The sequence below is a fragment of the Pseudomonas orientalis genome, from assembly GCF_022807995.1.
Classification (GTDB): domain Bacteria; phylum Pseudomonadota; class Gammaproteobacteria; order Pseudomonadales; family Pseudomonadaceae; genus Aquipseudomonas; species Aquipseudomonas orientalis_B.
Genome location: NZ_CP094351.1, coordinates 1,177,302 through 1,203,730, shown reverse-complemented (window position 1 = coordinate 1,203,730; position 26,429 = coordinate 1,177,302). Strand labels below are relative to the sequence as shown.

Annotated in this window: 23 protein-coding genes; 10 read left to right on the top strand and 13 right to left on the bottom strand. The window is 61.1% G+C overall.

Annotated features, from left to right (window positions below; genetic code table 11):
• Window positions 1-63 precede the first annotated feature (63 nt).
• The 3 genes from MRY17_RS05220 to MRY17_RS05210 form a co-directional block, all read right to left on the bottom strand.
• Window positions 64-942: a polysaccharide deacetylase family protein gene (locus MRY17_RS05220; protein ID WP_003210406.1), complete on the bottom strand. Its 879-nt coding sequence runs from the start codon at window positions 940-942 to the stop codon at window positions 64-66.
• A gap of 11 nt (window positions 943-953) precedes the next feature.
• Complete coding sequence (locus MRY17_RS05215) at window positions 954-2,276, bottom strand: amidase (RefSeq protein WP_243353383.1); 1,323 nt, start codon at window positions 2,274-2,276, stop codon at window positions 954-956.
• 75 nt (window positions 2,277-2,351) lie between these two features.
• Window positions 2,352-2,564, bottom strand: a complete 213-nt coding sequence (locus MRY17_RS05210; RefSeq protein ID WP_191951582.1) for a hypothetical protein — start codon at window positions 2,562-2,564, stop codon at window positions 2,352-2,354.
• A gap of 47 nt (window positions 2,565-2,611) precedes the next feature.
• On the opposite strand from MRY17_RS05210, the gene MRY17_RS05205 reads away from it, so the two are divergent.
• From MRY17_RS05205 to cmoB, 6 genes are all read left to right on the top strand, one after another.
• Window positions 2,612-3,601, top strand: coding sequence for a GntR family transcriptional regulator (locus MRY17_RS05205; protein WP_191951583.1), 990 nt, complete (start codon window positions 2,612-2,614; stop codon window positions 3,599-3,601).
• Between the two features lie 118 nt (window positions 3,602-3,719).
• Entirely contained in the window at window positions 3,720-6,137 is a 2,418-nt protein-coding gene (gene lon / locus MRY17_RS05200) for an endopeptidase La (RefSeq protein WP_065885938.1), read from the top strand.
• Between the two features lie 575 nt (window positions 6,138-6,712).
• Window positions 6,713-7,102, top strand: coding sequence for a protease inhibitor I42 family protein (locus MRY17_RS05195; RefSeq protein ID WP_181284709.1), 390 nt, complete (start codon window positions 6,713-6,715; stop codon window positions 7,100-7,102).
• A gap of 247 nt (window positions 7,103-7,349) precedes the next feature.
• Window positions 7,350-7,790: a hypothetical protein gene (locus tag MRY17_RS05190; RefSeq protein WP_243353382.1), complete on the top strand. Its 441-nt coding sequence runs from the start codon at window positions 7,350-7,352 to the stop codon at window positions 7,788-7,790.
• A 126-nt stretch (window positions 7,791-7,916) separates the two neighbouring features.
• The gene (cmoA, locus tag MRY17_RS05185; RefSeq protein ID WP_065897503.1) at window positions 7,917-8,660 is read left to right on the top strand and encodes a carboxy-S-adenosyl-L-methionine synthase CmoA; all 744 of its coding nucleotides are present in this window, start codon (window positions 7,917-7,919) and stop codon (window positions 8,658-8,660) included.
• Window positions 8,657-9,613: a tRNA 5-methoxyuridine(34)/uridine 5-oxyacetic acid(34) synthase CmoB gene (gene cmoB, locus MRY17_RS05180; protein WP_181284711.1), complete on the top strand. Its 957-nt coding sequence runs from the start codon at window positions 8,657-8,659 to the stop codon at window positions 9,611-9,613. Before cmoA ends, cmoB begins: the two co-directional genes overlap by 4 nt.
• A gap of 142 nt (window positions 9,614-9,755) precedes the next feature.
• On the opposite strand, the gene tadA is transcribed toward cmoB, so the two are convergent.
• The 10 genes from tadA to lptF all read right to left on the bottom strand — a co-directional run bounded on the left by tadA (window position 9,756) and on the right by lptF (window position 20,417).
• Window positions 9,756-10,250, bottom strand: coding sequence for a tRNA adenosine(34) deaminase TadA (tadA, locus tag MRY17_RS05175; RefSeq protein ID WP_181284712.1), 495 nt, complete (start codon window positions 10,248-10,250; stop codon window positions 9,756-9,758).
• Window positions 10,250-11,632, bottom strand: a complete 1,383-nt coding sequence (locus MRY17_RS05170) for a multicopper oxidase family protein (RefSeq protein ID WP_181284713.1) — start codon at window positions 11,630-11,632, stop codon at window positions 10,250-10,252. The genes tadA and MRY17_RS05170 overlap by 1 nt, the downstream gene beginning before the upstream one ends.
• Window positions 11,633-11,881: 249 nt before the next feature.
• Window positions 11,882-12,625, bottom strand: a complete 744-nt coding sequence (pdxJ, locus tag MRY17_RS05165; protein WP_181284714.1) for a pyridoxine 5'-phosphate synthase — start codon at window positions 12,623-12,625, stop codon at window positions 11,882-11,884.
• Window positions 12,626-12,676: 51 nt separating this feature from the next.
• Entirely contained in the window at window positions 12,677-13,366 is a 690-nt protein-coding gene (recO, locus tag MRY17_RS05160; protein ID WP_181284715.1) for a DNA repair protein RecO, read from the bottom strand.
• Window positions 13,367-13,683: 317 nt separating this feature from the next.
• Window positions 13,684-14,586 (bottom strand): GTPase Era, encoded by a 903-nt coding sequence (gene era / locus MRY17_RS05155; RefSeq protein WP_005785147.1) that lies wholly within the window; start codon window positions 14,584-14,586, stop codon window positions 13,684-13,686.
• Entirely contained in the window at window positions 14,579-15,268 is a 690-nt protein-coding gene (gene rnc, locus MRY17_RS05150) for a ribonuclease III (protein WP_003188856.1), read from the bottom strand. Before rnc ends, era begins: the two co-directional genes overlap by 8 nt.
• A gap of 147 nt (window positions 15,269-15,415) precedes the next feature.
• Complete coding sequence (gene lepB / locus MRY17_RS05145; RefSeq protein ID WP_057724726.1) at window positions 15,416-16,270, bottom strand: signal peptidase I; 855 nt, start codon at window positions 16,268-16,270, stop codon at window positions 15,416-15,418.
• A 5-nt stretch (window positions 16,271-16,275) separates the two neighbouring features.
• Window positions 16,276-18,075 (bottom strand): translation elongation factor 4, encoded by a 1,800-nt coding sequence (gene lepA / locus MRY17_RS05140; RefSeq protein ID WP_003210439.1) that lies wholly within the window; start codon window positions 18,073-18,075, stop codon window positions 16,276-16,278.
• 151 nt (window positions 18,076-18,226) lie between these two features.
• Complete coding sequence (gene lptG / locus MRY17_RS05135) at window positions 18,227-19,306, bottom strand: LPS export ABC transporter permease LptG (RefSeq protein ID WP_057724724.1); 1,080 nt, start codon at window positions 19,304-19,306, stop codon at window positions 18,227-18,229.
• Entirely contained in the window at window positions 19,299-20,417 is a 1,119-nt protein-coding gene (gene lptF / locus MRY17_RS05130) for an LPS export ABC transporter permease LptF (RefSeq protein WP_057724723.1), read from the bottom strand. The genes lptG and lptF overlap by 8 nt, the downstream gene beginning before the upstream one ends.
• A gap of 281 nt (window positions 20,418-20,698) precedes the next feature.
• On the opposite strand from lptF, the gene MRY17_RS05125 reads away from it, so the two are divergent.
• The 4 genes from MRY17_RS05125 (at window position 20,699) to MRY17_RS05110 (ending at window position 26,202) form a co-directional block, all read left to right on the top strand.
• A complete protein-coding gene (locus tag MRY17_RS05125; RefSeq protein ID WP_181283495.1) occupies window positions 20,699-22,186 on the top strand; it encodes a leucyl aminopeptidase in 1,488 nt (495 codons plus the stop codon).
• Between the two features lie 147 nt (window positions 22,187-22,333).
• The gene (locus tag MRY17_RS05120; RefSeq protein WP_243353381.1) at window positions 22,334-22,762 is read left to right on the top strand and encodes a DNA polymerase III subunit chi; all 429 of its coding nucleotides are present in this window, start codon (window positions 22,334-22,336) and stop codon (window positions 22,760-22,762) included.
• Between the two features lie 7 nt (window positions 22,763-22,769).
• Window positions 22,770-23,144 carry a DNA polymerase III subunit chi gene (locus tag MRY17_RS05115; protein ID WP_181283493.1) on the top strand — a complete coding sequence of 125 codons (375 nt, stop codon included), beginning with the start codon at window positions 22,770-22,772 and terminating at the stop codon, window positions 23,142-23,144.
• 211 nt (window positions 23,145-23,355) lie between these two features.
• Window positions 23,356-26,202, top strand: a complete 2,847-nt coding sequence (locus MRY17_RS05110) for a valine--tRNA ligase (RefSeq protein ID WP_243353380.1) — start codon at window positions 23,356-23,358, stop codon at window positions 26,200-26,202.
• Window positions 26,203-26,429 lie beyond the last annotated feature (227 nt).

Here is a 26,429-nt window from a genome sequence, read left to right as displayed (position 1 = left end):
GGATGCGCGCGTTATCGTTGACGTTTTTCGCGAGCAAGCTCGCTCCTACAAGGTGACGCAGGTTCAGGTACGCGGTTGGCGGCGGATGAAGTCATCGGCGATTTCGTCAAAGGTGACGAAGCGCACGCCGGCATGGCTCTGGATGTGTTCGATCAGGCGCTCGAGCATCAGCAGCACTTGCGGGCGGCCGGACACATCGGGGTGGATGGTCATGGTGAACACGGCGTGTTCGTGTTCGCGGTAGACCCAGTCGAACTGGTCGCGCCACATTTCTTCCAGATGACGCGGGTTGACGAAGCCGTGGCTGTTGGGGGCCTTCTTGATGAACATCATTGGCGGCAGGTCGTCGAGGTACCAGTTGGCCGGGATCTCCACCAGGTCGGTTTCTTCGCCGCGCACCAGGGGCTTCATCCAGGTATCGGGGTGCTGGCTGTAGTCGATCTTGGTCCAGGTATCGCCCTTGCGCACGTAATAGGGGTGGAAGTCGTTGTGCATCAGGCTGTGGTCGTACTTGATGCCTTTTTTCAGCAGCAGCTCATTGGTTACCTTGCTGAATTCCCACCATGGCGCCACGTAGCCGGTGGGGCGCTTGCCGGTGACCTGGGTGATCAGTTCGATGGACTTGTCGAGGACGATTTCTTCCTGCTCGGCGGTCATCGCGATCGGGTTTTCGTGGCTGTAGCCGTGCACGCCGATCTCATGGCCGGCGTCGGCCACGGCCTTCATCTGCTCGGGGAAGGTTTCCATCGAGTGGCCAGGGATAAACCAGGTGGTGCGCAGGCCGTAGCGTTCGAACAGTTTGAGCAGGCGTGGCGCGCCGATTTCACCGGCGAACAGGCCGCGGGAGATGTCGTCCGGCGAGTCTTCGCCGCCGTAGGAACCGAGCCAGCCGGCGACGGCGTCAACGTCGACGCCGAATGCACAGAGGATGTCTTTAGCCATGGTGTGTCTCCTTAAATAGTCATTACGGATTCGACGGACAACGCCGCGCGCAGCAGGCGTGCGTCTTCTCCCGTCGGGGCGCTGAGCAGCAACCCGGTGGGCAGGCCCTGGGCATCGCGGCCGCTGGGCAGGGTCACGCCTGGCATGTCGAGCAAACTGCCGGGCATGGTCAGGCGCAGGGTGGCGAGGTTGGTTGTGACGAACAGGTCATCGTCGGCTTCAAGCGCCGCCAACGCCGGGGCGACGTGGGCGACAGTCGGGGTGATCAGCACGGCGCCGTCGAGGTCTTCGAGCAGTTGCCGTTGCAGGCGGCGGCGCGCGTCGGTCAGGTGGATCAGTTGGCTGGCCGGCAGTGAGCGCGCGGCTTCCAGGCGGCGGCGCACGCGTGGGTCGAGCTGGTCGGCGTCGGGGCTGTTAAGCAACGCTTCGTGCAGGGCGAAGGCTTCGAAGGCACCCAGCCAGCCATGCTGTTTGATCAGCTCAAGTGTCGCCTGGAAGGCCGGGCATTCGCGCTCTTCCACCAGCGCGCCGTGGGCCTTGAGCTGCTCCACCGCGCGCAGCAGGTTGTTGCCCACGGCGGGTTCGACATCCTGCTGCGCCAGCACGAAGCGCTGGCCCTTGAGGCTGCGGGCGACGTGGGTGTGGCTGCGACCATGCAGCACGTCGTCGACGGCCAGGGCATCACGCACGCTGCGGCTTATCGGGCCGAGGCTGTCGAGGCTGTGCGCCAGTGGAAACACGCCGTCCCGGCTGTAGCGCCGACTGCTGCTGCGGTAACCCACCAGGCCGTTGAACGCCGAGGGGATGCGAATGGAACCGGCCGTGTCGGTGCCCATGGCGATGGGCACGATGCCAGCGGCCACGGCCACAGCCGAGCCCGAGGAGGATCCGCCAGGGATGCGCGGTTGATCGGTGCAGTGGGGATTGTGCGGCGTGCCGAAATGGGGGTTCAGGCCCAGGCCGGAATAGGCCAGTTCACTGAGGTTGGTCTTGCCCACGCTGACCATGCCGGCGCGGCACAACAGACCGACAGTCGGCGCGTCGAGCAACGCGACGGGCGCATGGCGGCGATAGGCGGCGCCTGCCGTGGTAATGCTGCCGGCCACGTCGAACAGGTCCTTCCAGGCCAGCGGCACGCCATCGAACACGCTCAATGGCTGGCCGGCGCGCCAACGCGCGGCAGAGGCTTGGGCTTCACGGCGGGCGCGCTCGGGCGTCAGGCTGATAAATACCGACGGGACCTGGCTCGCCTTATCGAGTGCCTGTTCGAGGGCTTGCACCGGGTCACTGCGACCGCTGGCGAAGTCCTCGGCCATTGAAGTGGCGTCTGACATCGGGATGACCCTCATAAAACGTATATATTAATAAAATGTACATTTTATGAAGGCAGCTTTCGTGCCAGTCTTTGTTCAACGGGTTTTGCCAAGGCTGGAATTTTCCACCCGAGCCACGGGGTAGAGGGTTTTGTCGAAGGAACAAAAGCCGGGTGGGTCGTCGCCGAAGACGATGAGTGAAATAATGTATCTTTTATTAATAAGTACATTTTGGTGCAGAAAAGTAACAATTTTTCTGTCGAGGCCCCAAAAACGTGCCGCTGACGTGGCGCAGAGTGACAGGCGCATCTATGAGAGAATCCCCGGCCAATCGCCTCTACACCTCTGAGAACGCAATGAAAGCAGTGTCCGCCTCGGCCTCCCGTTACGCGATGATTCACACCGTGATGCGCGACGCGATCGTCAACGGCACCGCCCGCCATGGGCTGGTGTTGCTGGAAGCGCCGCTGGCCGAGTTGTTCGGCACCAGCCGCGTGCCGGTGCGCAAGGCGCTCGACCTGTTGCATGAAGAAGGCTTGATATGCCGCTTCAACGGCCGGGGCTACCTGATCAACCCGCAAGGCCTGGCCATGGAGCCGCTGCGCCTGCCCTTGAGCCATGCGCACCTGGGCCTTAACGGTGAGGACGAGTTGGTGGACACGCGGCCGCTGGGCGAACGCATCGTCGAGGAAATCGGCGCGGCGCTGTCCACTTGCATTGCGTTCGGCCACTACCGCCTGGACGAGCAGGCCGCCGCCGACCATTACGGCGTCAGCCGCGCGGTGGTGCGTGAAGCGCTGATGCGCCTGCGCGACCGTGGCCTGGTAGAGAAAGAGCCCTACTCACAATGGCTGGCGGGGCCCTTGACCGCGCGGGAAGTCACCGAAGACTACGAACTGCGTGCTTGCCTGGAACCCGAAGCCCTGCGCCAGAGCGCGCCCAACCTCGACCGCGAGCTGCTTGAAGCCATGTTGCAACGCGTGCTGGACGCCCAGGACAGCCCGCAGTGCAGCCTGGAAACCATCGAGCGGATCGAGGAGGATTTGCACCAACGCTGCCTGGCCGGCCTGCGCAATCGCAAGATCGCGGCGCTGATTCGCCAGGGGCAGAGCCCGATGATCATCAGCCGGATCTTTTATCGATTGCTGGGGATCGGCGCCGATCCGGCGATGTTGGCCGAACATCGACTGATTCTTGAGTTGCTGCTGCACGGCGCGTTTGATGCGGCGGCGCTGAATCTGCGTGAGCATTTGCAACGGGCCAGTCAAAGGATGTTGCAGCGCTTGAAAGTGTTATCGGTGTTGCCGGAACAGCCTCTCCCTGCGTACCTGCACAAAATCAGCTGACCACTCGTCCAGCGTGGTTCTGAAAATCTCATTCAATATGTTGCTAACTCACCCCCACCATTGAAACCACCACTGCCCTGCCCCATCTAAGCACCATACTTCCTGATGCAGGTGCCCCATGAGCGACCAGCAAGACATCCCTGATTACGACTTGAACGACTACGCCGACCCCGAAAACGCTGAATCCTCGTCCAACACCGGCCTGGCCCTGCCTGGGCAGAACCTGCCGGACAAGGTTTACATCATCCCGATCCACAACCGGCCGTTTTTCCCGGCGCAAGTGTTGCCGGTGATCGTCAACGAAGAGCCCTGGGCCGAGACCCTGGAACTGGTGAGCAAATCAGACCACCACTCCCTCGCCCTGTTTTTCATGGACACACCGCCCGAAGACCCGCGCCATTTCGACACCTCGGCCCTGCCGCTGTATGGCACGCTGGTCAAGGTGCACCACGCCAGCCGCGAGAACGGCAAGCTGCAATTCGTGGCCCAGGGCCTGACCCGCGTGCGCATCAAGACCTGGCTCAAGCACCACCGCCCACCGTACCTGGTGGAAGTCGAATACCCGCACCAGCCGAGCGAGCCGACCGACGAGGTCAAGGCCTACGGCATGGCGCTGATCAATGCGATCAAGGAGCTGCTGCCGCTCAACCCGCTGTACAGCGAAGAGTTGAAAAACTACCTCAACCGCTTCAGCCCCAACGACCCGTCGCCGCTCACCGACTTCGCCGCCGCCCTGACCTCGGCCACCGGCAACGAGTTGCAGGAAGTGCTCGATTGCGTGCCCATGCTCAAGCGCATGGAGAAAGTGCTGCCGATGCTGCGCAAAGAGGTCGAAGTCGCGCGCTTGCAGAAAGAACTGTCCGCCGAAGTGAACCGCAAGATCGGCGAGCACCAGCGCGAGTTCTTCCTCAAGGAACAGCTCAAGGTCATCCAGCAGGAACTGGGCCTGACCAAGGACGACCGTAGCGCCGACGTCGAACAATTCGAGCAGCGGCTGGAAGGCAAAGTGCTGCCGGCCCAGGCGAAAAAACGTATAGATGAAGAGTTGAACAAACTCTCCATTCTCGAAACCGGCTCGCCGGAATACGCGGTCACGCGCAACTATCTGGACTGGGCCACCTCGGTACCCTGGGGCGTGTATGGCGAAGACAAACTCGATCTGAAACACGCGCGCAAGGTATTGGATAAGCACCACGCGGGCCTGGACGACATCAAGAGTCGTATCCTCGAATTTCTTGCGGTGGGGGCCTATAAAGGCGAAGTCGCCGGTTCCATCGTGCTGCTGGTGGGCCCGCCGGGCGTGGGCAAGACCAGCGTGGGTAAATCCATCGCCGAATCCCTGGGGCGGCCGTTCTACCGTTTCAGTGTCGGCGGTATGCGCGACGAGGCCGAGATCAAGGGCCATCGCCGTACCTACATCGGCGCCCTGCCCGGCAAGCTGGTGCAGGCGTTGAAAGATGTGGAGGTGATGAACCCGGTAATCATGCTCGACGAGATCGACAAGATGGGCCAGAGCTTCCAGGGCGACCCGGCTTCAGCACTGCTGGAAACCCTGGACCCGGAACAGAACGTCGAATTCCTCGACCACTACCTGGACCTGCGTCTGGACCTGTCCAAAGTGCTGTTCGTGTGCACCGCCAACACCCTGGACTCGATTCCCGGCCCGCTGCTCGACCGTATGGAAGTGATTCGCCTGTCGGGCTATATCACCGAAGAGAAAGTTGCCATCGCCAAACGCCACCTTTGGCCAAAGCAGTTGGAAAAAGCCGGCGTCTCGAAAAACAGCCTGAGCATCAGCGATGGCGCCTTGCGTGCGTTGATCGACGGCTATGCGCGGGAAGCCGGTGTGCGTCAGTTGGAAAAACAACTGGGCAAGCTGGTGCGCAAGGCCGTGGTCAAACTGCTGGATGAGCCGAATTCGGTGATCAAGATCGGCAACAAGGACCTGGAAAGCTCCCTGGGCATGCCGGTATTCCGGAATGAACAAGTGCTGTCCGGCACCGGTGTGATTACCGGCCTGGCCTGGACCAGCATGGGCGGCGCCACCCTGCCGATCGAAGCAACGCGTATCCATACGCTCAATCGCGGCTTCAAGCTCACCGGGCAGTTGGGTGAAGTGATGAAGGAGTCCGCAGAAATCGCCTACAGTTTCATCAGCTCGAACCTGAAGTCGTTTGGCGGTGATCCGAAGTTCTTCGATGAAGCCTTCGTCCACCTGCACGTGCCGGAAGGTGCCACACCCAAAGACGGCCCGAGCGCGGGTGTGACCATGGCCAGCGCGTTGCTGTCACTGGCACGCAACCAGCCGCCAAAGAAAGGCGTGGCCATGACCGGCGAACTGACCCTGACCGGGCATGTGCTGCCGATTGGCGGAGTACGCGAGAAAGTAATCGCGGCGCGGCGCCAGAAAATTCACGAACTGATCCTGCCGGAGCCCAACCGTGGGAGTTTTGAAGAATTGCCGGAGTATTTGAAGGAAGGCATGACCGTGCACTTTGCCAAGCGCTTTGCGGATGTGGCGAAGGTGCTCTTCTGACAGTTATGTAGTGCCTGAGCTGGCCTCATCGGGGGCAAGCCCCCTCCCACATTTTGACTGCATTCCAAAAGGATGTCCTCGGTCAAGTGTGGAGGGGGCTTACTCCCGATAAAGCATACTGCAGCGCCCAAACGTAACCACGATGCGAAGCGAGTCGCTCTTGATCTTGATCTTAGGCGCCCCGTTAAACCACGCTGGCCGAACGCAGGCTTGAATCCGTGGGTAACCCGGCAGGACGCCGGGTTAGCCGCACTGGGCCATGGATGGCCCATTGCGGCGGCCCACGGATTCAAGCCTGCGTTCGGGCACACCGAGCATGAGCGAGGTGCCGAGTGGTGGGGCAAGAGCGTTTTGCTTACTTTTGCGCTTTTCAAAAGTGAGCCGCTGTAAAAGCGGAACCATTAGCAGCCGTGACCGCAGAAACGGATATGTACTCAGTCCAATCCAGCATCCTGGTCGGCCCAGAGGCCGCCATCGGGAGCAAGCCCCCGATGAGGCCAGGCCTGCCCCCTTCTGTCACAACCTGACCCATCTTCGGTTATGCTCGCCCTTCGTCGTGTATAAACGGAGCCTCCATGACCGCTGCCCGCCTGCTTCTTCCCTTGAGCCTTGCCCTGCTGGCCGCGTGCGCCAGTGCGCCGAAGCAAAACGTCACCGTGGACAACCAGAGCGCCTGCCCGCTACCGCTTAAAACCGGACAAACCCTGATCCTCACCCTGCCCAGCAATCCCACCACCGGCTATCGTTGGGCCATTCAGGATTCCGCCGGCGGCGTGTTGCGCGCGCTGAGCCCTGAGGTGTACAGCAGCAGCGAATCCGGCGTGATCGGCGGCGGCGGTCAGTCGACCTGGCGCTTCCAGGCGTTCGCCGCCGGCCAGGGCCGTCTGCGCCTGACCTCCCAGCAACCTTGGGAACCAGAGGCAGAACCTGTCGAGACCTTCGACTGCGCCATTACGGTGAACTGACAGGCCCTGGCTGGCTCTCGCGTTGACGATAGCTTGGCCAACGAAATGGCCGCCTCCGCTTCCCATGTTGGTCCAAGCTACACCACGAACGTCCATCTAACGCATGAGCGATATATGTCAGCGGGCAAAAACCTATAGCAAATTCATATAAAAAACTGTCAGTTCCAACAGTACGCCATACCATTTTTTCTCGTAAATTGAATTTCATTGGGGGAGCAGAAAGCTCACCTTATTTGGGAGAATCGTTATGAGTACTACCCTTTTAAATATGACAAAAGGCCCTACAGAAGGACATTTCATCGCGAAAATCTCGGGGGCTCAAGTTTTTAACGCTAATACCCTGTACTTGGGTTACTCGGGCGATAGCTTGTCTCTTTACGGTACTGACAGTGATGAGGACGCGCTCCTGACATCCGTAAACATTGACGTGGCAGGAAATATAGTAAGCGGTACCTATGAGTACAAAAAGCACAGTGATTTCCGAAATGTATGGGTGCGCTACAATGGTCTGCCCTATATATTCGTTACGGAATCGGCAACGTTGCATATCACCGCCAACCACTCGATAAAACACGCTCATGGCACGTGTAAGATTACTGCTGTCGCATTTAACGACCCCGACAATCGCATCATCGTAGAGGCCGCATTCGATCTCAAGGGAGGAAACGGAATCCCTGTCAGTTCATGATAAACACCTTGGCAGAGCCTGTTGACCATCCCCTGCTCTACCTGCGCGGTTTATCAGACAAACCGCGCATCCCCCCGCCAACTTGGCTAAAATGCCGGCCTTTCCCCCTTCGTCGCCGGAACAACCGTGAGCAAAGAACCCGATCGCCTATTCGCCCAGCCCCTGCCCCAGGTGCCGGACTTCGCCTTTAACGAGGACGTGGTGCGGGTGTTCCCGGACATGATCAAGCGCTCGGTGCCCGGTTACCCGACCATCGTCGAGAACCTCGGTGTGCTCGCCGCCCAGTTTGCCCAGCCGAACAGTGTGCTGTATGACCTGGGCTCGTCCCTGGGTGCAGTCACTCAGGCCCTGCGCCGCCATGTGCGCACCGAGGGCTGCCGGGTGATCGCGGTGGATAACTCGACGGCGATGGTCGAACGCTGCCGCCAATACCTCAATGGCCAGGACTCGATGTTCCAGGAGTTATTGCCGGTGGACGTGATCGAGGGCGATATCCTTGCCCTGCACTTCCAACCGGCCTCGGTGGTGGCGCTGAACTTCACCCTGCAATTTATCGCCCCCGATGAGCGCCTGGCGTTGCTGGGGCGTATCCGTCAGTCGCTGTTGCCGGGTGGCGCATTGATCCTCTCGGAAAAGCTGCGCTTCAATGATGCCCAGGAGCATGGGTTGCTGACCGACCTGCATATCGCGTTCAAACGCGCCAACGGCTACAGCGAACTGGAAATCGCCCAGAAGCGCAGCGCCATCGAAAACGTCATGAAGCCCGACAGCCTCGAAGAACACCGCGAACGCCTGCTGGCGGCCGGGTTCTCGAAAGTCGTGCCGTGGTTCCAGTGTCTTAACTTTGCCTCGTTGATTGCCTTGCCATGATTGATTTGTCTCCCCTCGCCCGCCATCTGGTGGGCACTCCTTTGGCCGTGTGGGCCCAGGGCCTGCAAGCGCAGCTCGATAGCAAGATGGAAAAAGGCCATGGCGACCTGGAGCGCTGGCAGAGTGCTTTGGACGCACTGCCGAAGATCCTGCCCAGTGAAGTGGACTTGTTGAACGGCCTGGTGCTGGACACTGAGTGCGACGACGACACTCGCGCGCAGATGCACACGGCGCTCATGGGGCTGAGCCCCTGGCGCAAAGGCCCGTTCCACCTGTTCGGCGTGCATGTGGACACTGAATGGCGCTCTGACTGGAAATGGTCCCGCGTGGCGCCGCACCTGGATTTGAAGGGCAAGCGCATCCTCGATGTGGGTTGCGGCAACGGCTATTACATGTGGCGCATGCTCGGCGCCGGCGCCGACAGCGTGATTGGCGTGGACCCCAACTGGCTGTTCTTCTGCCAGTTTCAGGCGGTGCAGCGTTACCTGTCCGAACCCAGGGCCTGGCACCTGCCGTTCCCGTTCGAAGACCTGCCGGCGAACCTGGAAGGCTTCGACACGGTGTTTTCCATGGGCGTGTTCTATCACCGCCGCTCGCCGATCGAACATTTGCTGGCACTGAAGGACACACTGGTCAAAGGCGGTGAGCTGGTATTGGAAACCCTGGTGGTCGAAGGCGATCAGCAGCAGGTGCTGGTGCCGGAAGACCGCTATGCGCAGATGCGTAACGTGTGGTTCCTGCCCTCCGTTCCGGCGCTGATGCTGTGGCTGCGCCGCGCGGGTTTCAGCGATGTGCGCTGCGTGGATGTGAGCGTGACCACGGTTGAGGAACAGCGCGGGACGGCGTGGATGAAGTACCAGTCGCTCAGTGATTTCCTCGATCCCGAAGATCACAGCAAGACCATCGAAGGGCTGCCGGCGCCGATGCGGGCGGTGATCATCGCCAGGAAGTAGCGGTGAGTTATCACTGAATATATGGAGATCCAAATGTGGGAGGGGGCTTGCCCCCGATAGCGGTGTATCAGCCATGGATGTGGTGACTGACACTCTGCTATCGGGGGCAAGCCCCCTCCCACATTTTTATCCTCAGTGTTCTTTAGAGTGGAGGCTTGGCCCGGCGAGCCTTGAAGAACTCACTCAACACTGTGCCACATTCCTTGGCCAGCACCCCACCTTCAAACAGGACCCGATGGTTGAGAAAGCCCTGGGTAAAAAACTGCCCCTGGCTCTGCACGATCCCCGCCTTCGGTTCCAGCGCGCCATACACCACCCGCGCCACCCGCGAATGCACGATCAACCCGGCACACATGCTGCACGGTTCCAACGTCACATAGAGCGTACTGCCCGGCAGGCGGTAATTGCTGACGGCCTGGGCGGCCGCGCGGATCGCGACCATCTCGGCATGGGCGCTGGGGTCGTTGCCGCTGATCGGGCAGTTAAAGCCGCGGCCGATGATCTCACCGTCCTGCACCAGCACCGCCCCCACCGGCACTTCACCCAGCGCGGCGCCCTGGGCGGCGAGTGCCAGGGCTTCGCGCATGAAGTCCTGGTCGCGGCTGCGGTCGATGATCGCCGGGCGAATCTGGCGCATCACGCCACCTCGATGGCGGCCATCAGGCCGGTTTCCATATGGTCGATCACATGGCAATGGAACATCCACACCCCCGGGTTATCCGCCACCAGCGCTACGCGGGCGCGTTCGTTCTTGCCCAGCAGGTAGGTGTCGGTGAAATACGGGATGACCTTGTGCCGGTTCGACGCGATGACCTTGAAACTCATGCCGTGCAGGTGGATCGGGTGCTGGTACTGGGTCATGTTCTTCAGTTCGAAAATGTAGCTCTTGCCCTTCTCGAGCTTGGCGATGGGGCGGTCGGCGCAGGTCTTGTCGGTAATATCCCAGGCCTGGCCGTTGATCTGCCACAGGCTCGGCGGCTTGCCGTTGTCAACATTGACCGACACCGAACCGACCCACTCGAAATTGAAGTTGAGTTTCTCGGCATTGGCCAGGTCCGGTTCGGCAACCGGGTTGGCCGGCAGTGCCGGGGGCCAATCGGTGGGCGCGTCGGTGTTGGTCACCGAACGGAACGTCCCCAGGCGCACCGGGCCATTGCGGATCGACAGTTCTTCACCGGCCGGCGGCGCCTTGATCGCCAGGCAGATACGCATGCCGGGGCCCAGCCAGTACTCCTTGCCCAGCGGACGCGGCTCGATGGGGTTGCCGTCCAGCGCGTAGATCTGCGCGTCGACGCCCGGAATGTTGATGCGATACGTCAGGGTGTTGTCGAGGTTGAGCAGGCGCACCCGGGTGATCTGCCCGGCCGGCAGGTCGATCACGGCCTGGGACACGCCATTGATGGTGGATAAACGCCCCGCCGTACCGCCACGCGCCGCCTCACGGGGAATGCTGAAGGCGACAAAGGCGCCCTCTTCGTCCACGTGCCAGCTTTTCAGGCTGAGGGTGCGTTCGTGTTTGAAACCGGTGGGCTCGCGCTCTTCGATGATCAGCGGTCCGACCAGGCCACGGCCGAGTTCTTCGCTGCTGTTGACGTGCGGGTGATACCAGTAGCTGCCGGCGTCGGGCACACGGAACTTGTAGTCGAAGTATTCCCCTGGCAGTACCGGCAATTGCGAGACGTAAGGCACGCCGTCCATCTCCAGCGGCAGGCGGATGCCATGCCAGTGGATGGTGGTGGCGACCGGCAGGTGGTTGATAAAACGCACCCGCAGCCACTCGCCCTGGCGTACGCGTAACTCGGTGCCGGGCGCCGAAGGGCCGAACGCCCAGGCCTGGGTGGTGTGGCCCGGCACCAACTCCACGTCCAAGGGCGCGGCGATCAACTCGTAATCGTGCCCCGCCTCGGATTCCGCGACCTTCCCCAGCCAGTATCGGTAGCCGCCACCGGCACCGACGCCCACTACGGCCAGGCCGGCAAGACCCCCCAGGATTTGTCGACGGGAAAAGGATCGGGACACAACAACCTCACGTAGCTGCCGCAGGCACAGGGTCTGCAAAGGGCTGATACGATACACCTGCGAGCGCTAAACAGTAAGGGTTCGCATTGCCGCATGGCGCAATTCGGCAATCCACCGTGGACCCAATGTGGGAGGGGGCTTGCCCCCGATTGCGGGGTATCAGGTAAGAATAGGCTGACTGACACACTGCTATCGGGGGCAAGCCCCCTCCCACATTTTGAACTCCATTGGGTCTTATAGTGTGTTCGCTCAGGTTCTGGCGGCCGCCAGGATCAGCGCCTTCATCTCGGCCACCGCGCCTTTGAAACCGACGAACAGCGCGTGGGCCACCAGCGCATGGCCGATATTCAGTTCGTTGATGCCCTTGATCGCCGCCACGGCTTCGACGTTGTGGTAGTGCAGGCCATGGCCGGCGTTGACGATCAGGCCTTCGTGAAGGCCGCAGTTCACACCGTCGATGATGCGTTGCAGTTCTTCGGCGACGTCGGTCGGCGTGGTGGCATCGGCATAGCGACCCGTGTGCAGTTCGATGGCCGGGGCGCCGACGCGGCGTGAGGCCTGGATCTGGCGCTCGTCAGCGTCGATGAACAACGACACTTCGCTGCCGATCTTCGACAGGCGCTCCACGGCAGCCTTGATCCGCGCTTCCTGGCCGGCCACGTCGAGACCGCCTTCGGTGGTCAGTTCCTGGCGGGTTTCCGGCACCAGGCAAATGTGCGCCGGGCGGATGCGCTCGGCGAACTGCATCATTTCTTCGGTCACGCCCATTTCGAAATTCATGCGGGTTTGCAGCACGTCCTTGAGCAGCAGCACGTCGCGCTCCTGGATGTGGCGGCGGTCTTCGCGCAGGTGCACGGTGATGCCGTCGGCGCCCGCTTCTTCGGCGTCCAGCGCGGCCTTGACCGGGTCAGGGTAGCGGGTGCCCCGGGCCTGGCGCAGGGTGGCGACGTGGTCGATATTGACGCCAAGAAGAATGCGATTGCTGGTGCTCACGGAAGCGCTCCTGAAAAGGGAAAGAATCGGTGCACAGCATACACGGGGATGTCAGGGCTTTCGAAACAACTCGCGACTGACCAGCGGCCGCCCGCCCAGGTGCACGGCCAGGGCCTGGCGCATCAGGCGCTTGGCGGCGGATAAGGCACCGGGGGCGGTCCAGTCCGCTTCGCTCATGGCCAGCAATTCGGCGCCCTGGAACAGGCCGGGTTGCAACAAGTAAACGCGCTCAAGCCCCGCATCCACTTGCAGGCGATACAGACCGTCGGCAGCGATGGGATCGCCGTGCACGTCGTTGGTCAGTTCAAAACCGTAACCCAGGTCATCCAGCAGACGCCACTCAAACGCCCGCAACAGTGGCTCCAGGGCACGGCCTTCAGCAAGAGCGAGCAAGGTGGCGGCGTAGTGATCGAAGACGGCCGGGTGCGGGTCTTCGGCGGGCAGCAGGCGGATCAGCAGTTCATTGAGGTAGAGCCCGCTGAACAGCGCATCGCCATTGAGCCAGGCAGACGTGCCGACGCTTTCCAGGCGACCGACGTTCTTCAGCTCGCCCTTGCCGCGAAACTCCACGTCCAGGGCCACGAACGGCCGCGCCAACGTACCGGCCTTGCCCCGCGCGCTGCGCAAAACCGCGCGCAGGCGGCCCTGGGGCGTGAGGAAGTCCACCAGGGCGCTGGTCTCACGGTAGGCGCGGCTGTGCAGCACATAAGCAAGCTGGCTGGGAGGCGGGGATTGGGACATGGGCTCTCGATCTTGAAACAACATCAACCTGATGTGGGAGGGGGCTTGCCCTAATGCCAGTCAGTTAAGCATACGCCGCCCTCTGTAGGAGCGAGCTTGCTCGCGAAAAACGTCAACGATAACGCGCGCTTCCTGAATGAACACGGCGCCTGTGAGTTTTTCGCGAGCAAGCTCGCTCCTACAAAAAGCCTTAACTGACTGGCATTAGGGCTTGCCCCCGATGGCAGTGTGTCAGTCACTTATCTGTTAACTGACCCACTGCTATCGGGGGCAAGCCCCCTCCCACATTTTTTTAGCCCTGTGGTGCATTCAGGACCTTACAGGTCGCCGTAGCCCAGCGAGCGCAGTGCCCGCTCATCATCGGACCAGCCACCCTTAACCTTCACCCACAGGTTCAGCATGATCTTGGAGTCGAACAGCAATTCCATGTCCTTGCGCGCCTCGGTGCCGATGCGCTTGATGCGCTCGCCCTTGTCGCCAATGATGATTTTCTTCTGGCCGTCACGCTCGACGAGGATCAACGCATGAATGTGCAAGGTCTTGCCCTGCTGCTTGAACTCTTCGATTTCAACGGTGATCTGGTACGGCAGCTCGGCGCCCATCTGGCGCATGATTTTCTCGCGCACCAGTTCCGCGGCGAGGAAGCGGCTGCTGCGGTCGGTGATCTGGTCTTCCGGGAAGAAATGCTCGTTTTCCGGCAGGTAGCCGGCGATCACGCGCTCCAGGGCTTCGAGGTTGTGACCGTGCTGCGCCGAGATCGGCATGATCTGGGCATTCGGCAGTTGTTCCTGCAACCAGGTCAGGTGCGGCATCAGCTCGGCTTTGTCTTCGATACGGTCGGTCTTGTTCAGCGCGACGATCAATGGGCCGGTCACATACTGCACGCGCTCGAGGACCATCTGGTCTTCGTCGGTCCACTTGGTGCGGTCGACCACGAAGATCACCACGTCGACGTCTTTCAACGCCGCCGAGGCGGTCTTGTTCATGTAGCGGTTCAGGGCTTTCTCACCGCCTTTGTGCATGCCCGGCGTGTCGACGTAGACCGCTTGCACGTTGCCTTCGGTCTTGATGCCCAGCATGTTGTGGCGGGTGGTCTGCGGCTTGCGCGACGTGATCGCCAACTTCTGGCCGAGGATGTGGTTGAGCAGCGTGGACTTGCCCACGTTGGGGCGGCCAACGATGGCGACATAGCCACAGCGTGTTGCGGTTGAATCAGTCATGGCCATTCTCCACGCCCAGGGCAATCAGTGCTGCGGCGGCCGCTACCTGTTCGGCAATACGACGGCTCACACCCTGACCTCGGCTTTTTTCGTTCAGTAAGGTGATTTCACATTCCACGAAGAACACGCGGCAATGCGGCTCACCCTGGATATCCACCACTTCGTAGCGTGGCAGTTCGCAACCGCGGGACTGCAGGTATTCCTGCAGGCGGGTCTTGGGGTCCTTGTTGGTGTCGACCAGCGTCAGGCTTTCGATTTCAGACGCCAGCCAGGCGACCACGCGCTCCTTGGCCGTCTCCATCCCCGCATCGAGGTAGATCGCACCTATCAGTGCTTCCAGGGCATCAGCCAGGATCGACTCGCGACGGAAACCGCCGCTTTTCAACTCACCGGAACCGAGGCGCAGGTACTCGCCCAGGCCGAAACCTCGGGCCAGCACGGCCAGGGTCTCACCTTTTACAAGGCGTGCGCGCAGGCGCGACAGCTGGCCTTCGCGCGCTTGAGGGAAACGCTCGAACAGCGCCTCACCGGCGGCGAAATTGAGGATGGCGTCACCGAGGAATTCCAGGCGCTCGTTATTGCGCCCTGCAAAGCTGCGGTGTGTGAGGGCAAGGACCATCAATTCCTGATCCTTGAAGGTGTAGCCGAGCTGGCGCTCGAGACGACTGAGAGAAACGGTCACGGTTTATCCATATCTAGTTGGTGGCACCGGCGGCCATCGACGATTGACGCAATGTTCAAATTCAAATCCTGACTGGTGCCGCAGGGCGTCGGAAAATGTCCAAGCCCCAGAAAAGCATTCGGCGCTGTGATCACAGCGCCGCCTGTATTACCTGATCAGCCCCACCCGCGAGAAGTTCGGCAGGTGGCTGAGCTTGGGTTCCGGCCAACTCATCCAGACCGCGAAGGCTTTGCCGACGATATTCTCGTCGGGCACCATGCCCAGCAGGTCCTTGGGAATATTGGGGTCATCCCAGTAGCGGCTGTCGTTGGAGTTGTCGCGGTTGTCGCCCATCATGAAGTAGTGCCCGGCAGGCACTTTCCATTGACCGTCGGGCATCGCGCGGTAGCGGCTCATTTCCTTGCGGATCTGGTGCTCTACCGCGCCGAGTTTTTCCTGGTACAGCTCGGCGCTGCCCAGGGTGTTCGGCTCGGCGCCCAACAGTTTTTCAGCCACCGACTCGCCGTTGATGAACAGACGCTTGTCGCTGGTGTAGCGGATCACGTCGCCCGGCAGGCCGACCACACGCTTGATGTAGTTGACGTTCGGGTCGCTCGGGTAGCGGAACACCATCACATCGCCGCGCTGCGGGTCACCGACCTCAATGACCTTCTTGTCGATCACCGGCAAGCGGATCCCGTAGGAAAACTTGTTCACCAGGATGAAGTCGCCCACGTCCAGGGTAGGCTTCATCGACCCCGAAGGGATCTGAAACGGCTCCACCAGGAACGAACGCAGCACCAGCACGATGAACAACACCGGGAAGAACGACTTGCCGTATTCAACCAGCAAGGGCTCTTTGTTCAGCTTCTCGATCACCACGGCATCGGGCTGGCTGACGCTGCCCTGATAGGACGCGATAGCCGCCCGCCGACGCGGGGCGAAGAACACCAGATCGAGCAACGCCAGGAAACCACAAACGGCAACGGCGATGACCAGCAACAGCGGGAAATTTAGCGACATAGGACCTAACTATCCAACCTGAGCACCGCAAGGAAGGCTTCTTGTGGAATTTCCACATTACCCACTTGCTTCATGCGTTTTTTACCGGCCTTTTGCTTCTCAAGCAGCTTGCGCTTACGGCTGACGTCACCACCGTAGCATTTGGCCAATACGTTCTTTCTGAGTGCCTTGACGGAGGTCCGCGCAATGATCTGCCCGCCAATGGCGGCCTGGATCGCAACGTCGAACATCTGACGCGGAATCAGCTCTTTCATCTTCTCGGTCAACTGGCGACCTTTGTAGTGCGCATTGTCCTTGTGCACGATCAGTGCCAGGGCATCCACCTTGTCGCCGTTGATCAGTACATCCAGCTTCACCAGATTGGCCGACTGGTAACGGTCGAAATGGTAGTCCAGCGAAGCATAGCCGCGGCTGGTGGATTTGAGACGGTCGAAGAAGTCCAGGACCACTTCGTTCATCGGCAAATCGTAGGTCACTTGCACCTGAGTACCGAGGAACAGCATGTCGTGCTGCACGCCACGCTTCTCGATACACAGGGTGATGACGTTGCCCAGGTGTTCCTGCGGCACCAGGATATTGGCGCGCACGATCGGCTCACGCATGTCTTCGATCGAAGACAGGTCTGGAAGCTTGGACGGGTTGTCGACGTAAATCGTTTCACCGGTTTTCAGCGCCAGCTCGAAAATAACGGTCGGCGCGGTGGTGATCAGGTCCAGGTCGTATTCGCGCTCCAGGCGCTCCTGGATGATCTCCATATGCAGCATGCCCAGGAACCCGCAACGGAAGCCGAAGCCCAGTGCGTCGGAGCTTTCCGGGGTGTACTGCAACGACGAATCGTTGAGGGTCAGCTTTTGCAGGGCTTCGCGGAAGTCTTCGAAGTCGTCGGAACTGACCGGGAACAGACCGGCGTAGACCTGTGGCTGGATGCGCTTGAAGCCTGGCAGCACGTCGACGTCAGGGGTGGAGCTCAGGGTCAGGGTGTCACCGACCGGCGCACCGTGGATGTCCTTGATACCGGCGATGATGAAGCCCACTTCGCCGGCTTTCAGATCAGTGGTGGCCGTGTGCTTGGGGTTGAACACACCGACGCTGTCCACCAGGTGGATCTTGCCGGTGGACTTGACCAGGATCTTGTCGCCCTTCTTCACGCGGCCATGGCGCACGCGCACCAGGGACACGACGCCCAGGTAGTTGTCGAACCAGGAGTCGATGATCAACGCTTGCAGCGGATCTTCGTAGTTGCCGGTTGGCGCGGGAATGGTCTTGACCAGGCGCTCGAGCACTTCGTCGACGCCCAGGCCGGTCTTGGCGCTGCACTCGACGGCGTCGGTGGCGTCAATGCCGATGATTTTTTCGATTTCTTCTTTTACACGGTCCGGATCGGCTTGCGGCAAGTCGATCTTGTTCAGCACCGGCATGACTTCCAGGCCCTGCTCGATGGCGGTGTAGCAGTTGGCCACGGACTGGGCTTCAACGCCCTGCCCCGCGTCCACCACCAGCAGCGCGCCTTCGCAGGCAGCCAGGGAGCGGCTGACTTCATAAGTGAAGTCGACGTGGCCCGGGGTGTCAATGAAGTTCAACTGGTACTTGATACCGTCTTTGGCCGTGTAGTACAGGGTGACGCTGTGGGCCTTGATGGTGATCCCGCGCTCGCGTTCGAGGTCCATGGAGTCCAGGACCTGGGCTTCCATTTCACGCTCGGCAAGGCCGCCGCACATCTGGATGAATCGATCGGCCAGCGTCGACTTACCATGGTCAATGTGGGCGATGATGGAGAAATTGCGGATATGACTCAAATCACTCACGGATCAACACTCAAAAAGGCTGCAGGCAGATTGCCCGCTGAAAAATAGCCGGGAATTGTACCTGATGCTCGGGCCAGACGTCATCTTTGCTGACCAGAACAAAAATGCCCCGCAGGGATAAGCGGGGCATTTTTTATGCATAAGCGCGCAATCAGCCGGCTCGGCGCAACAACCAGAACCCGGCCACGGCGCAGATAAATGTCGGCACCAGCACCGCGAACAACGGCGAGAAGCCGAACACCAGGCTCGACGGCCCCAGCAAATCCTGGGCGATACGGAAGGTAAAGCCCACCAGCACCCCGGTGAATACCCGCTGGCCAAGAGTCACCGAGCGCAACGGGCCGAAGATAAAGGAGATCGCCATCAGCACCAGCGCGGCGGTGACCACCGGTTGCAACACCTTGACCCAGAACGCCAGCCAGTAGCGGCCATTGTTCAGGCCCTGGTCCTTGAGGTAATGGATATAACTCCAGAGACCCGAGATTGGCAGCGTTTCCGGGACCATGATCACTGTGTTGAGCAGTTCCGGCTTTAGCGCGATGTCCCAGGCCTGGGTGGGCGCATTGACCACTTCGGTACTGGCATTGACGCCCTGGCCCACGTTGTGGAACAGCGTGGTGGTCACGTCGGTCAGTTGCCATTGCGCACCATCGTACTGCGCACGCTTGGCGAAGCTGGAGCTGAGCATGTGCCGCTCTTTGTCGAACGTGTAGCGCGTCACCCCGATCAACAACCCACCGGGCTGTACGGCGTTGATGTGGATGAACTGGTCACCCTGGCGGTGCCACAGGCCGTGCTTGGAACTCTGCGCGTCACCCGAACCCTGGGCCAGGGCGCGATTGGCCTGGGCGGTGGCTTCGGACGGTGGCGCGACGTATTCGCCGATCAGCACGCTGCACGCCATCAACAGCAGCATGGGTTTCATGACGGCCCAGACGATACGCCCGATGGACACGCCCGCCGCGCGCATGATGGTCAACTCGCTGTTGCTGGCCAGGGTGCCCAGGCCGATCAGGCAGCCGATCAGGCCGGCCATCGGCATCATGTCGTAGAGACGACGCGGCGCGGTCAGCGCCACGAAGCTCAATACATCGGTGACGGTATAGGTATCGGTGACGTTGCCCACTTCATCGATGAAGGCAAACAGCGAGGCCAGGCCCAGGATAATGCCCAATACCGCCAGGATGGCGATCAGTACGCTGCTACCAATGTAGCGATCGAGCTTAGCCACGAGCCAACTCCTTCAGGCCACGACGGCTCTTCATTTTCAAACGGATAGGTTCCCAATAGAGCAGCCCCAGGCCGATCACCAGGAAAATCCCGTGCACCCACCACAGACCCAGGGCGGGCGGCAACTTGCCCTTCTCCAGGGAGCCACGGGCGGAAATCAGGATGGTCAGGTAAGCCATGTACAGCAGGATTGCCGGCAGCAACTTGAGGAACCGGCCCTGACGCGGGTTGACGCGTGACAGCGGCACCGCCATCAAGGTCACGATAAACACCAGCAGCGGCAGGGACAGACGCCATTGCAGCTCGGCAATGGAGCGCAGTTCCTGGCTGCCGAACAGCGAGGCCGTGGGCAGCGCGTCGCGATCGGTGACTTCATCGCTGATATCGGGCTTGGGCAGCATGACGCCGTAGGAGTCGTATTTGATCACGCGGTAATCGGCCAACCCCGGGCTGCCATCGTAGCGATAGCCGTTGTCCAGGATCAGGTAGCGGCTGCCATCGGCGCGCACTTCCTGGCGGCCACCGTCGGCGACCAGAATCGAGATGCCACGGTCTTTCTGGTCCTTGCCGAGATTTTTCTGGGAAATGAACACACCGCTCAGGTTGGAACGGTCTTCGGTCATTTCTTCGGTATAGGTCACGCGCGTACCGTCGTTGAGCGCCTGGAAACGCCCGGGCTCGAGGGTGTCGAACTCGGTCATCGCGTCCTGCTTGTTCAACAGCAGCTGGAACTGCATGGCCCCTTGCGGCGCCAGACTCAGACTCAACCAGGCCACGACCAGCGCAACGCCAGTGGCCGGCACCAGGGTCATGGCCAGCAGGCGTTGCTGGCTCATGCCGGTGGCCGACAGCACGGTCATCTCGCTCTCGAGATACAGCCGGCCATAGGCCAGCAGGATGCCGAGGAACAGGCCGAGCGGCAGGATCAGTTGCAGAAAGCCCGGCAGGCGAAAGCCCATGATCAGGAACAGCGAGCCCGGATCCAGGGCGCCCGAGGCCGCCTGCGCAAGAAATTTGACGAAACGACCACTCATGATGATGACCAGCAATACCGCACTCACGGCACTCAGGGTCAACAGGACTTCGCGGGATAGATAACGGAAGACGATCAAACCAGACACTCCAGGGTTGTCAGGCTAAGGCGGCCAAACAAGCAAGCATACCGAGTCGGCCCGTTTGCGCGGGCCGGCTAAAAGATGGCGCATTATCCTGTGATTGACCGCGCCTGTCACTGCGCAACCTCATGCGCATGCACAAAGCGTGCTTCGAGGGTTGTCAGGCTTCGCCTGCGAGGTTCAAACTGCGGCCTTTGTCGCTGGCGGTTTACAAGGCTGCCACGCTTTTAAGCCTGGGTACGCATGCCAGGCTCACCGACCTTATAAGGGACCCGAAAATGGAATTGGTTGTAAAAAGCGTTAGCCCCGAAACGTTGAAAACCGCCACCCTCGTGGTCGCTGTCGGCGAAGGCCGCACACTCGGCGTTGCCGCCAAGCAACTGGATGAACTGAGCGGCGGCGCTATCAGCGCCGTGCTCAAGCGCGGCGACCTGGCCGGCAAAGTCGGCCAGAGCCTGCTGCTGCAGAGCCTGCCGAACCTCAAGGCCGAGCGGGTATTGCTGGTGGGCGTGGGCAAGGACGCCGAACTGGGTGACCGTCCGTTCCGCAAGATCATCAGCGCCATCCTCACCACGCTTAAGGGCCTGGGCGGCAGCGACGCGGCACTGGCACTCGATGAAATCATCATCAAGGGCCGTGACAGCTACGGCAAGACCCGCCTGCTGGCCGAAAGCCTGGTGGACGGCGGCTACGTCTTCGACCAGTTCAAGAGCGAGAAAGCCGAACCCCGCGCCCTGAAGAAAATCACCCTGCTGACCATCAAGGCCGCCCAGGCTGAAGTCGAGCGCGCCGTGACCCACGCCACCGCGATCGCCAACGGCATGTCGTTCACCCGCGACCTGGGCAACCTGCCGCCGAACATCTGCCACCCCACCTACCTGGGCGAACAGGCCAAGGCGCTGGGCAAGGAGTTCAAGGGCCTGAAAGTCGAGGTCCTGGACGAGAAGAAGATCAAGGAACTGGGCATGGGCTCGTTCTATGCCGTGGGCCAGGGCAGCGACCAGCCGCCGCGCCTGATCGTGATGCAATACAACGGCGGCAAGAAGTCCGAGAAGCCTTACGCCCTGGTGGGTAAAGGCATCACCTTCGATACCGGCGGCATCAGCCTCAAGCCGGGCGCCGGCATGGACGAGATGAAGTACGACATGGGCGGCGCCGCCAGCGTGTTCGGCACCCTGCGTGCCGTGCTGGAACTCAAGCTGCCGATCAACCTGGTGTGCATCCTGGCCTGCGCCGAGAACATGCCGAGCGGCGGTGCTGCCCGCCCAGGCGATATCGTCACCACCATGAGCGGCCAGACCGTGGAAATCCTCAACACCGACGCCGAAGGCCGCCTGGTGCTGTGCGACGCGCTGACCTACGCCGAACGCTTCAAGCCGCAGGCGGTGATCGACATCGCCACCCTGACCGGTGCCTGTGTGGTTGCCCTGGGCGCCCACACTTCGGGCCTGCTGGGCAACAACGACGAGCTGATCGAGCAACTGCTCAGCGCCGGCAAGGCCGCCGACGACCGCGCCTGGCAGTTGCCGCTGTTCGATGAGTACCAGGAGCAACTGGACAGCCCATTCGCCGACATCGCCAACATCGGTGGCCCCAAAGCCGGCACCATCACCGCAGCCTGCTTCCTGTCGCGGTTCGCCAAGAACTTCAACTGGGCGCACCTGGACATCGCCGGCACCGCATGGGCCAGCGGCAAGGACAAGGGCGCCACTGGTCGTCCAGTACCGCTGCTGACCCAGTACCTGCTGGACCGCGCCAAGGCCTAACTCTGTAGGAGCGAGCTTGCTCGCGATGGTCGTTAACGATGACTCGGGAAACCAGGTTGATCGCGGCGACCTTGCGTTTTTCGCGAGCAAGCTCGCTCCTACAAATTCCGGGACGGTCATCGTGCCGTCCCGGTTTCAGGAACCGCAATGACCCAAGTCGACTTCTATATATTGCCCAGCGCCGACCCGTCCGCGCGCCTGGACTTCGCCTGCAAGCTCACCGAAAAAGCCTGGCGCATGGGCCATCGCATCTACCTGCATTGCAGCGATGCCGCCCAACGCGACGACCTCGATGCCCGCCTGTGGCGCTTCAAGGGCGAAAGCTTCGTACCCCACGGCCCTGCGGAATCGGAACCGGACGGCGTGGTTGTCCTGGGTTTGGGCGACAGTTGCGGCGGCCACGATGACCTGCTGGTCAACCTCGACCTGAAAGTGCCGCCCTTCGCCAAGGCATTCGCCCGCGTGGCGGAAGTGGTGGTGGAAGACCCGGCTATTCGTCAGGCCGCGCGGGAGAGTTTCCGTTTCTACCGCGAACAGGGCTATCCTCTGCAGGATCACCGGCTACAACGACTTTGAGTACATGATGGACACGCCCAACCCGCTGAAAAAAGACGACCACCTGCTGGACGACCTCGAGTCGATCCGTCAGTTGCTGGGTGATGATGGCTTGCAACCGCCGCTGTTGACCGAAGCAGTCGATGCCGAGAGCCAGATTCCGCTGTTGTTCGACATGGTCGGCAACAAGCCTGTTGCGCCGCAGCCAGCCATGGCAGAACCCGCTCCCGCCGCGGAAAAAGCCCCCGACGCCCTGCTGCTGCACCTGGACAACGAACTGCGCGCCGCCGCGCAATTGATCATGCAGGATGTGATCGACGACTATGCGCCGCATATCGAAGCCGAAATCAAGCGGCGGATGGATGCGCGAATGGAGCGACTGCTCAGCCAGTACCAGTCCTGAACCAAACCGGGATCCCCTGTGGGAGGGGGCTTGCCCCCGATAGCGGCGAGTCAGCAGTCTATTTGAAGCTGACACGCCGCCATCGGGGGCAAGCCTCCTCCCACATTTGGTTGCATACACCTTAAGCCCTGTCTTCGCCTCGCCCTGCGCTCTATCCCCCGTTATACTTGCCGGCTTTCCTGAATAAATGCCAACTAGGGTCCCGCCGCGCATGGATAAGACCTACCAGCCCCACGCTATCGAAACTTCCTGGTACAACACCTGGGAGTCCGAAAACTATTTCGCCCCACAAGGTGCGGGCGACTCGTACACCATCATGATCCCGCCACCGAACGTCACTGGCAGCCTGCACATGGGCCATGGCTTCAACAATGCGATCATGGATGCGTTGATCCGCTTCCGCCGCATGCAGGGTCGCGACACCCTGTGGCAGCCGGGCACCGACCACGCCGGTATCGCCACCCAGATGCTGGTGGAACGCCAGCTGGAAGCCACCGGCCAGAATCGTCACGACCTGGGTCGCGAGAAATTCCTCGAGAAAGTCTGGGAATGGAAAGATCAATCCGGCGGCAATATCAGCCGTCAGATCCGTCGCCTGGGTTCGTCCGTGGACTGGAGCCGCGAGCGCTTCACCATGGACGACGGCCTGTCGGAAGCCGTGAAGGAAGCCTTTGTACGCCTGCATGAAGACGGCCTGATCTACCGCGGCAAGCGCCTGGTCAACTGGGACACCAAGCTGCACACGGCAATTTCCGACCTCGAAGTGGAAAACCACGACGAGAAAGGTTTCCTGTGGAACCTCAAGTACCCGCTGGCCGACGGCGCCAGGACCGCTGAAGGCAATGACTACCTGATAGTTGCCACCACGCGTCCGGAAACCATGCTGGGCGACGCCGCCGTCGCGGTTAACCCGAACGACGAGCGCTACCAGGCGCTGATCGGCAAGTTCGTCGAGCTGCCACTGGTCGGCCGTCGCATCCCGATCATCGCGGACGACTACTGCGACCCTGAATTCGGCACCGGCTGCGTGAAAATCACCCCGGCACACGATTTCAACGACTACGAAGTCGGCAAGCGCCACAACCTGCCGCTGCTGAATATTTTCGACAAGAACGCCGCCGTATTGCCGGCCTGCCAGGTGTTCAACCTGGACGGCACGCTCAACGACAGCATCGACGGCAAGATCCCGGCCGAATATGCAGGCCTGGACCGCTTCGAAGCGCGCAAGCAGATCGTTGCCGCGTTCGACGCTGCCGGTTTGCTGGTGAGCGTCGACGACCACGGCCTGAAAGTGCCGAAGGGCGACCGTTCCGGCACCGTGATCGAGCCGTGGCTGACCGACCAGTGGTACGTGTCGACCAAGCCTTTGGCTGAGCCGGCCATTGCCGCCGTTGAAGACGGCCGCATCGCGTTCGTGCCTAAACAATACGAAAACATGTACTTCTCCTGGATGCGCGACATCCAAGATTGGTGCATCAGCCGTCAGCTGTGGTGGGGCCACCGTATTCCGGCCTGGTATGACGAGTCGGGCAAGGTTTATGTAGGTCGCGACGAAGCCGAAGTGCGTGCCAAGAATAATCTGCCCGCAGACCTGGTATTGAATCAGGACAATGACGTACTGGACACCTGGTTCAGCGCCGGCCTGTGGACCTTCTCCACCCTGGGCTGGCCGGAAAAAACCGCGTTCCTCGAAAAATTCCACCCCACCGACGTGCTGGTCACCGGCTTCGACATCATTTTCTTCTGGGTTGCCCGGATGATCATGCTCACCATGCACTTGGTGAAGAACGACGACGGCACCCCGCAGGTGCCGTTCAAGACCGTGTATGTCCACGGCCTGGTGCGAGATGGCCAGGGCCAGAAGATGTCCAAATCCAAGGGCAACGTCCTGGACCCACTGGACATCATCGACGGCATCGAACTCGAAGCGCTGGTACAGAAGCGCACCTCGGGGATGATGCAGCCGAAAATGGCGAAGAAGATCGAGAAACAGACCCGCGACGAATTCGCCGACGGCATCGCCAGCTATGGCACCGACGCCCTGCGCTTCACCTTCTGCTCGCTGGCCTCCACCGGTCGCGACATCAAGTTCGACATGGGCCGCGTCGAAGGTTATCGCAACTTCTGCAACAAGATCTGGAACGCCGCGCGCTACGTGCTGGACAAAGGCGAAGACTGCGGCCAGAACGGCGAAGCCTTTGAGCTGAGCCTGGCCGACCGCTGGATCATCTCGCAGTTGCAACGCACCGAAGCCGAAGTGACCCGCCAGCTCGACCAGTTCCGTTTCGACCTGGCCGCCCAGGCCTTGTACGAGTTCATCTGGAACCAGTATTGCGACTGGTACCTGGAACTGTCCAAGCCGGTGCTGTGGGACGAAAACGCGCCGGTCGAGCGCCAGCGCGGCACCCGTCGCACCCTGGTGCGCGTGCTGGAAGTGGCGTTGCGCCTGGCGCATCCGTTCATGCCGTTCATCACCGAAGAAATCTGGCAGCGCCTGGCGCCGCTGGCCGGTATCGAAGGCAAGACCATCATGCTGCAGCCTTGGCCGGTGGCCAATGAAGCACGCATTGATGAGGCCGCCGAAAGCGATATCGAATGGCTCAAGACCCTGATGCTCGGCACGCGCAACATCCGCGCCGAGATGAACATCGGGCCGGGCAAGCCGCTGGCCGTGTTCGTCAAGAACGCCAGTGCCGAAGACCAGCGTCGCCTCAGCGAGAACGATGCGCTGCTCAAGAAGCTGGCAAAGCTGGAGTCGATCACCGTATTGGCCGATGGCGCCGAAGCACCGCTGTCCGCTACCGCGCTGGTCGGCGATATGGAAGTACTGGTGCCGATGGCCGGCTTGATCGACAAGGGCGCGGAACTGGCCCGTCTCGACAAGGAAATCGCGCGTCTGCAAGGTGAAGTGCAGCGCGTGGGCGGCAAGCTGTCCAACGCGGCGTTCGTCGACAAGGCGCCGGCAGAGGTCATCGACAAGGAACGCGCCAAGTTGGCCGAGGCTGAGCAGGCTTTGGGCAAGCTGGCGGAGCAACATGCGCGGATTTCCAGCCTGTAAGGCTTGAGTCGCGTAAAAAAAGAGACCTTCGGGTCTCTTTTTTTTGCCTGATCGTTCCCGATGTCCTGCTGGGAATGCAGTCAATGTGGGAGGGGGCTTGCCCCCGATGGCGATGGGTCAGTTAACAGATAATTGACTGACACACAGCCATCGGGGGCAAGCCCCCTCCCACATTTGACCGGGCAAGGCTCAAGATGTGTGACAATGCCCGCCACTTTGAGCCAACA